We start from the raw sequence: 8,862 nt of genomic DNA, 5'->3' as shown, positions 1-8,862 counted from the left end.
AAATGTGAAACTGTGCGAGTTTATGACATTTTCATGCCATTTTTCAGGTCATTTTGTCATAAACGCAGTCAGTAACTCGCATTGAGGACTAAGTAGTAAATGGTGCCGACCCGGTAACACGCCGACCGGACACGCATTCTGTCTATTAACCCTTATCTACTGTGCGTCTGACAATTGCTAGACAACGACTAAGGGGCTCCAACCGAGTGGTTGGAGCCCCTTAGCGTTTGATCACCAGTGAAGACCACCAGTGAAGACCACCTGGTGAAGCGGTGTTCTCAATCACGCGACTTCACCGCGGTCTCGCGAGACCTACTTAAGAGCCTCTTCCAGAAGAGCCTTCTCCTCAATCTGGTGGACCTTGGCCACACCAGTTGCGGTGGAGGACTGCGCACGGCGGGAAACACGAGTCAGCTTCGGCATATCCGGCAGAGCCTCTGGGAGGTTCAGTGCCAGGAATGGCCATGGGCCCTGGTTAGCCGGCTCATCCTGGACCCAGCGGACTTCCTCAAGATCCGGGTAAGACTCGAAGAGGTCGCGGAGACGGTTGTGCGGCAACGGGTGCAGCATCTCCAGGCGAGCGATTGCGATGTCGTCGCGCTTGTCCTTCTTGCGCTTCTTCTCCAGCTCCCAGTAGATCTTGCCGGAGCAGAGCAGCAGGGTCTTGATGCCGGACTTGCCCTTAGACTCGAAGTTCGGGTCATCGATGACCGAGCGGAACTTGTTCGGGTTGGTGAAGTCCTCGACAGCGGACGCTGCCATCTTGTTGCGCAGCATCGACTTCGGAGAGAACACAACCAGCGGACGGTGCAGGTCGGACAGGACGTGGCGACGCAGCAGGTGGAAGTAGTTAGCCGGCTCGGACGGCTGAGCAACGGTGTAGGAACCCTCGGCTGCGAGCTGCAGGAAGCGCTCGATACGTGCCGAAGAGTGGTCCGGGCCCATGCCCTCGTAGCCGTGCGGAAGCAGCAGAATCAGCTTGGAGGTCTGACCCCACTTAGCCTCGCCCGAGGAAACGTACTGGTCAATAGTGGTCTGAGCGCCGTTGGCGAAGTCACCGAACTGTGCCTCCCAGAACACTGCTGCATCCGGGTTACCCAGGGTGTAGCCGTATTCGAAGCCCATGCCTGCGTACTCGGTCAGAGCCGAGTTGTAGATCATGAAGCGGCCACCGTTCTTGGACTTACCGTAGGCGTCGATCGGGTTGTATTCCGAACCGTCCTCGGAGTCAATCAGAACTGCATGGCGAGAGGTAAAGGTACCGCGGCGGACATCCTCACCTGCGAAGCGGACGTCGATGCCAGCACCGGTGAAGGAGCCGATTGCCAGCAGCTCGGCCATACCCCAGTCGATGCCACCTTCCTGAGTCATCTCCGCGCGCTTCTTAGCGACCGGCGCAACACGTGGGTGAATCTTGAAGCCTTCAGGAAGGTTGACGTAAGCCTGACCAATCTCGACGATTTCAGCCTTGTCGATGCCGGTCTTGAGTCCATGCGGCAGCGGCTGGGAGCCTGCAATACCGTGCTGCTCGCCCGGCTTTGCGTCCTGAGCTGCGCGGACCTCGTTGAAGACCGCTTCCATCTGGTCGTGGAAGTCTCGGCGTACTGCTTCGTACTCTTCCTCGGAGATATCACCGCGACCGATGAGATCCTCGGTGTACTGAGCGCGAACGCTTTCCTTCTCGTCGATGATCTTGTACATCATCGGCTGAGTCATGGACGGGTCATCGGCCTCGTTGTGGCCGCGCTTGCGGTAGCAGACCAGGTCGATGAAGACGTCCTTGCCATAGCGGTTACGGTACTCAACAGCCAGCTGGCCGACCCAGACGACAGCCTCCGGGTCGTCACCGTTGACGTGGAAGACCGGGCAGCCGTATGCCTTGGCAATGTCGGTTGCGTAGTAGGAGGAGCGACCGGAGTCCGGTGAAGTGGTGAAGCCAATCTGGTTGTTCACCACGATGTGGACGGTACCGCCGACCTTGTAACCACGCAGGGACATGAGGTTCAGGGTCTCCTGGACAATGCCCAGGCCGGCGAAGGAAGCGTCACCGTGCAGCAGCAGCGGCATGACGGAGTAGCCCTCTTCGCCCTTGTTGATCTTGTCCTGGCGTGCACGAGCAAGACCCTCAACGACCGGGTTGACGGCTTCGAGGTGGGACGGGTTCGCAGTCAGGGTGACGTCGATCTCGCCCTCGCCGAACATCTGGATGTGACGACCAGTAGTGCCCAGGTGGTACTTGACGTCACCAGAACCGCCGACCTGTGCCGGGTCGATGTTGCCCTCGAACTCGGTGAAGATCTGGCGCAGTGGCTTGCCGACGATGTTTGCGAGCACATTCAGTCGACCGCGGTGTGGCATACCGATGACGACCTCATCCAGGCCAGCACCAGCAGCGGTATCGATGGCGGAGTCCATCAGCGGAATCAGCGACTCTGCACCCTCAAGGGAGAAGCGCTTCTGCCCGACGTACTTGGTCTGCAGGAAGTTCTCGAATGCCTCAGCTGCGTTCAGTTTCTGCAGGATGTACTTCTGCTCAGCGTGGGACGGCTTCGGCTGGCCGCCCTCAAGGCGCTCTTCCAACCACTCGCGCTCTTCGCGGTCGAGAATGTGAGCGTACTCGGAACCGACCTTGAGGCAGTATGCGTTGCGCAGCCGAGAAAGCACCTCGCGCAGCGTCATCGTCTCCTTGCCGCCGAAACCACCGACGTTGAAGGTGCGGTCCAGATCCCACAGGGTCAGACCGTGCTCCTCGATATCGAGGTCAGCATGGTTCGGAGCGGAAGTATTCGGCTGGTCAGAACGCAGCGGGTCGATGTCAGCCAACAGGTGACCGCGGGAGCGGTAGGCCTCAATCAGACGCATAACGCGGGTGTTCTTGTCGATACCCGTGTTCGGCAGGTCCTGTGCCCAACGGATTGGGGTGTACGGGACGCGCATGGTCTGGAAGATGTGGTCCCAGAACTTGTCGTCGACGAGCAGGTTGCTCATCGTACGCAGGAACTCACCGGACTCTGCACCCTGGATGATGCGGTGGTCGTAAGTAGAGGTGATGGTCACCAGCTTGCCGATGCCCATCTCTGCCAGACGGTCAGCGGAAGCACCGGCGAACTCAGCCGGGTAATCCATGGAACCGACACCGATAATCGCGCCCTGGCCCTTGGTCAGGCGCGGGACGGAGTGGCGGGTACCGATGCCGCCCGGGTTGGTCAGGGAAATGGTGACACCCTGGAAGTCCTTGCCGGTCAGCTTGCCGTGGCGAGCACGAACGACGATGTCCTCGTAGGCGTCGACGAACTGCTTGAAGGTCAGGGTCTCACACTCACGGATAGCGGCAACTACGAGAGAACGAGAGCCATCCTTAGCTGGCATATCAATGGCCAGGCCGAGGTTAATGTGTTCCGGGGTAACCAGAACTGGCTTGCCGTCAACCACCTTGTAGTTGTTGTTCATGTCCGGGTGGAGCATGACAGCCTTCACCATGGCGTAACCAATGATGTGGGTGAAGGAAATCTTGCCGCCGCGGGCGCGTGCCAGATGATTGTTAACCAGAGTGCGGTTTTCAAACATCAGACGTGCCGGCATATCGCGAACCGACGTAGCAGTCGGCATCTCCAGGGAGACATCCATGTTCTTAGCGATAGCCCGTGCGACGCCCTTCAGAGGCTCCTCGCCGGATTCAACAGCCGAAACCTTGGCTGCTGCATCCATCGGGGACTTCTTCGGCTTCGGAGACGACGGCTTGTTCGGGGTCTTGGTTGGTTCGACCCCCTTGGACTCACGACGTCCGGTTGCCTTTGCTTCCTCCTTCGTGGCTGCTGCGGGCTTTGCCATGTTGGAAAGGTCCTCGCCCTTTTGGGACGGGGTGTGGGTTGCGAAGAATTCGCGCCATTCCTGACCCACAGACTGTGGATCCTTCTGGAATTGCTGGTACATCTCGTCGACCAGCCATTCGTTCTGGCCGAAGCTCATGTCGCTGCTCACGGCAGGTACTCGCCTCTTTTCGTCTTAGTTTTACTAACTCACGTTTATTCTAATGAGCGCAAGCGTCAAAGTGTCATTCAAGGATAACGAAAATTCTGAATTACTACACCGTCGCGCTCCCCATATGGTACTTGCTCCAGAGCTCTGCGTATTGGCCACCCGCCGCGAGAAGCTCGTCATGGGAGCCGTCCTCGACAATACGCCCGTGGTCAAGTACCAAAATCCGGTTGGCCCGAGCAGCCGTAGCCAGGCGGTGGGCCACAATAATTGCCGAGCGTTGACGCGACGCACGGTCAGTGGCTTCGAGGATTGCCGACTCTGTTGCAGGGTCGAGTGTCGCGGTGGCCTCGTCGAGAAGCAGCAGTTCAGGACGCATCATTTCGGCACGAGCGAGTGCGATGAGTTGACGCTGTCCGGAGGAGAGCCCTCGGCCATCTGGGCCGACGGGGTGGTGGAAGCCACCGGGCAGGCTGGCAATGGTGCTGAGAGCGCCGACATTCTTCGCGGCTTGCTGGATTTCAGCATGACTGCTGTCCGGCAGACCGTAGGAAATATTTGTTGCTACTGTCCCCGAAAATAGGTGTGATTCTTGGGGGACATAGCCGAGGGGGCGTCGCCAATCGTTAAGAGGGAAGTCGCGGATGTCAGTTTCAGAGGCTCGCACCACACCGTCAACTGGATCGTAAAAACGGGCAAACAACTTAATGATTGTTGATTTTCCGGCACCGGTGGACCCGACAATTGCGACTGTTTCTCCGGCAGGAATCTGCAAATCGAGAGCATCGAGGACCTGCGGGCGTTCGTGCTCAGAGTTGGCGGCGGGGTAGGAGAAAGTCACCTTGTCTAAGCGCAGGTCGCCAGCGGCTGCACGGGACGCGCCGTCAGTAGTGCCGTAATCTGGCATGGGGGCGGTCTGTAGGAGGTCACCAATGCGATTGAGACCGACCTTCGCCTGCTGGTAGCCGTCGAAAACATGGGACAGCTGCTGAATCGGGCCAAAGAGCATTCCCAGGTATAGCGTGAAGGCGACGAGTACGCCGGGCGTCGTAGTTCCCGCAGCAACCTGTTGGGCGCCGACAGCCAACACCGCAGCTGTTGCCAACTCAGAGACGAAGTTGATGCCGGGGAAGAATAAGGCCACGGCCAGCTGTGCTCGCTGACGAATTGCGCGATACTTATCGGATTCCTCGGCAAAGGAAGATTCGATATCGGCGACGCGGTGGTACATCTGAATCTCGCGAAGCCCACCAATGGTCTCCTGGAAATCAGCGTTGACCAAGGAAAGTTGCTCGCGTGCAGCCTTGTATAGGCGCGAGGAGATTCGGCGGAATACCAGGGTGGCCGCCACAATGATGGGAAGCGTCGCCAACGCCACCGCGGCGAGTGACACCTGTGTGGCAAGCAACAGCACTGAGACACCGAGCAGAGTGAACGTGGCAATCGCGCCCTCTGCCAATCCCGTTTGTAGGAACGACGACAGCGCGTCGATGTCGGTTGTCATCCTCGTCATGATGGCACCCGAGCGATTGGCCTCGAAGTAGTTAATGCCAAGCGACTGCAGGTGACGGTAGCAGCGCACACGCAGGGCATAGAGCAGCCGCTCACCAGTACGCGCAGTAATAACAGCATTTGTGGCTACGGCAATCCAGCTGATGAGGACTGTCGCCAAACCGCCTGCGGCGCAGGCCCACAACACGGCTTCATTGTGCTCACGGATGCCGTGGTCAATGGCGTAGCGCACGAGCATGGGGAACGCGAGATCGGCAACGGCAATGAGGGCGAGCAGCGCAATGACGCTTATAAATAGGCCGCGGACGTAGGAGAGCAGCCGGCGCAGAGAAAAAGGCTCGGAGTTGTCGAGTGCTCGAGCTGGTACACGCGGTTTTTCGCTAGCGGGTGGGAGGTTTCGCACACGCTCGAGAAGCTCTGGCGTCGCAGGAGCATTGGCGAGAGCCGCCCCCATGCCGCCACGCCCGCCGCCGCGGCCACCGGGACCACCAGGGCCACCGGGTCCACCTGGACCGCCTCCGGCTCGGCCAGCCCCGCGGGCCATTTGAGAAGTGGCGCCTCCGGGAAGCCGCGCAGAGGTGTCTGACGTGGAGTCGTCGGAGGTTGGTGCGGATTCGTCGGGCCAGAGTTCCTCGGGGCTGGGGTCCTCACTGTCGATGGGGTCGAGAACGAGGTTTTCGATTTCGGGGTAGGCACTCTGGTCGATGTCCATCAGCTCGGTGAAGCGCGGATGAGAAGTAATCAGTTCGGCCTTGGTTCCAATGCCGGTGAGGGCACCGTCTTCGAAAATGGCGATGTGGTCCGCCTGCTCGAGAGTGGAAGATCGATGCGCCACGATGACGATAGTCGTATCCGCCAGCTGTGAGGTCAGCGCGTTGAAGATTTCCAACTCAGTTGCAGCATCGATTGCTGAGGTTGCGTCATCGAGAACCAAAACTCGAGGAAGGGCGAGGAATGCCCGTGCTAATGCCACGCGTTGAGCTTGTCCGCCGGAGAGATTATGCCCGCGCTCGCCGATGGCTGTGTCCCACCCCTGAGGCAGGTCGTCGACGAAGTTGACCTGGGCGGCGGTCGCTGCGGCGATAATCTCTTCCTGGGACGCCGCGGGATTGGCGAATGCAATGTTCTCGCGCAACGTGCCCGCAAATAAATAAGGAGTGTCCGGAACGACAGTAATAGCGTCATATACGTCGCTGGAGAGAGTGCGCGCGGTATCTGTGGATGTGCCGTGGCTGGGCGCATCGATAGTGATAGTTCCCGAATCCGGCAGATAGTGACGGCCGAGTAACTCCGTGGCGATAGTCTTTCCGGACCCCGGTGGGCCAATCAACGCTAAGGTCGCCCCTGGCGCGACGGAGAATGAGACATCGTCGATAAGCGTGCGTCCGCCACGGCTGTGGGTGACGTGGTTGAAGCTGATGCCAACGGGGCCGTCGGGGAGAGGAAGCGCGTCGGTGGGTTCGGGGTTGTCTGGTCGGGCGTCGATGACATCGGAAATGCGGTCGATGCTTGCCGACGTCAGCTGTATCGAGATGACCATGTTGGAGACCAGACGCGACAGGGCAGTCAGGCTGGTGAGATACGTGGCAAAAGCTACGAACGTGCCTAGGGTGATGTGTCCGTGAATCGCTAGCCAGCCACCGACCGCGATATTTCCGACGAGGGACAGTTGCGGCAACGACTGCAGCGCCGGTTGGAATCGAGCGCTGAGTTTTGCCGCTCGCAGGCGGAGGGAATAGAGCAGAGACGAGTTACGCTCCATCTTCACAACTTCGTTGTCACCCTGCGCAAACGCCTTGACAACACGGATGCCGGAAACGGTTTCCTCGACTTGTCCGGCAATCTCGCCTGCTTGCTGTTGGGCAGCCCAGGTTGCGGCATGGAGTTTGTCACGCGAATTCACTGCAATGTAGACAATCGCTGGCACCACGGCGAGGCCGACCAGTGTCAGGGGCAGCGAGAGGGCGAGCATGATGCCGATAGTGATGAATAGCTTGACGACGGACCCCAGCGTCAACGGCAGCATCGCCAGTAGTCCGGACACAGCCTGGAGGTCGGAAATTGACCGTGACACAACCTGGCCGGTGTTGACTCGGTCTTGTGCTGGACCATCGAGGTTTTGTAGGGAGCGAAGGATTTTTAGTCGCAGGTCGTGCTGAACATCAATGGAGAGTTTGCCGGAGAAGAATCTGCGCCCCACCTGGGCGATGAAGCGTACTAACGCGATGGCCAGAAATACGGAAATGACTGCCTGCAGGGGAGTTAGGGACGGCAGCAGGCGCGCGGGGACACCGCCATCGGACGAGCCCGTTGCTACATCAATGGCATCTCTAGTGAGAAGCGGAAGTACGGACTCCACCCCGACAACGATTAGCGCTGCAACAACGACACCATAGAGCGGTAGTGGCCTGTGAAGAGACTGTTTCCACAAGAACTTCATAGGAGAGGTTCTGCGGGGTTTGCTCTGGGCCATGGTGGGTACCGCTCTTCCATTGAAAAACGTCGCTGAAGGGTAATCGGAGTAAGAGGAACTACTTATTCTTCTTTTTCTTCGGCCACTTCAGCGCCGAGGGAATCGAGAACCTCGATGACTTTGAGTCCTTCTTCGAGTCTTCAGAGGTGTTGGATTTAGCCGGTAGCTTTCGTTCAAAGTCCGACCAATCCTGGGGAAGTGGGCCCAGAGATGCGCGAGTGGAGCTGATAAGAATGCCACCGAGCTTGCGGTTTGCGGAGGCCCCAACCACGGCGCCAATTCCAAATGGCAAAATCTTACCGATGATGGCCAGACGAGCGTTCTTCATCAAGCGCTTGCGTGCCTCGCGAATTAGCAGACGGTTTGCTGCACCCAGCTGCGGAACGCCAAGCCGTGGCAGTAGGGAATTCACGGAAGTTTTGGTCTGCTTCCGCAGCGATTCCTCGCCAAGCAGGGAGGCCATAATAGCTGTCCCTTCAGAACCGCTCATGGCCGCAAGAATCAGCGTGCGACGGCGTTGTGGATCGGTGATGTCAATATTGCGCAGGGTTGCTGAGGCCAGTGTGTACCAGGCGGATGCTTCCAGGAACAGCAGCGATTCACCGGTAACTGCAGCCAAGCCCGTAATCATGCCGACGCCGGGAAGAACCGCGCTGCCCCCAGCTGCACCACCGGTGCCGGTGACCAGGTTCAGGTAGTGGGAATCAATACGTTCCTGTACCTGCGCCGGAGTTTCATCTTTTTTGCGCTTGTGCAGGGAACTGACGTACCCGGTGATGGCAGATGACTGCCAGCTCATGGTCTTATCCAGGGTTTGGATAAGAAGGGTTCCCAGTTTTCCGGTATCACGTTCAATCGCTTCGGGGGTTGAGTTCACTGCATCAGTTACTGTGCGAGTT

At 58.7% G+C, this 8,862-nt stretch carries 3 protein-coding genes; all 3 read right to left on the bottom strand.

Translation table 11 applies throughout. The annotated features are described in order from the left end of the window. Positions 1–312 precede the first annotated feature (312 nt). A complete protein-coding gene (locus tag HMPREF3011_RS06930) occupies positions 313–3,981 on the bottom strand; it encodes a multifunctional oxoglutarate decarboxylase/oxoglutarate dehydrogenase thiamine pyrophosphate-binding subunit/dihydrolipoyllysine-residue succinyltransferase subunit (RefSeq protein WP_070841318.1) in 3,669 nt (1,222 codons plus the stop codon). A 103-nt stretch (positions 3,982–4,084) separates the two neighbouring features. Beyond that, a complete protein-coding gene (locus tag HMPREF3011_RS06925; protein WP_235191242.1) occupies positions 4,085–7,930 on the bottom strand; it encodes an ABC transporter ATP-binding protein in 3,846 nt (1,281 codons plus the stop codon). A gap of 91 nt (positions 7,931–8,021) precedes the next feature. Further along, the coding region (locus HMPREF3011_RS06920) for a hypothetical protein (RefSeq protein ID WP_070841529.1) at positions 8,022–8,862 on the bottom strand (841 nt) is incomplete at its 5' end.

The sequence above is a fragment of the Corynebacterium sp. HMSC074C04 genome, assembly GCF_001838295.1.
Classification (GTDB): domain Bacteria; phylum Actinomycetota; class Actinomycetes; order Mycobacteriales; family Mycobacteriaceae; genus Corynebacterium; species Corynebacterium amycolatum.
This window is presented reverse-complemented; position numbering and strand designations above follow the sequence as displayed.

Coding starts and splice junctions, on each gene's coding strand:
- HMPREF3011_RS06925 (WP_235191242.1), bottom strand. CDS start 7,930: ATGAAGTTCTTGTGGAAACAGTCTCTTCACAGGCCACTACCGCTCTAT.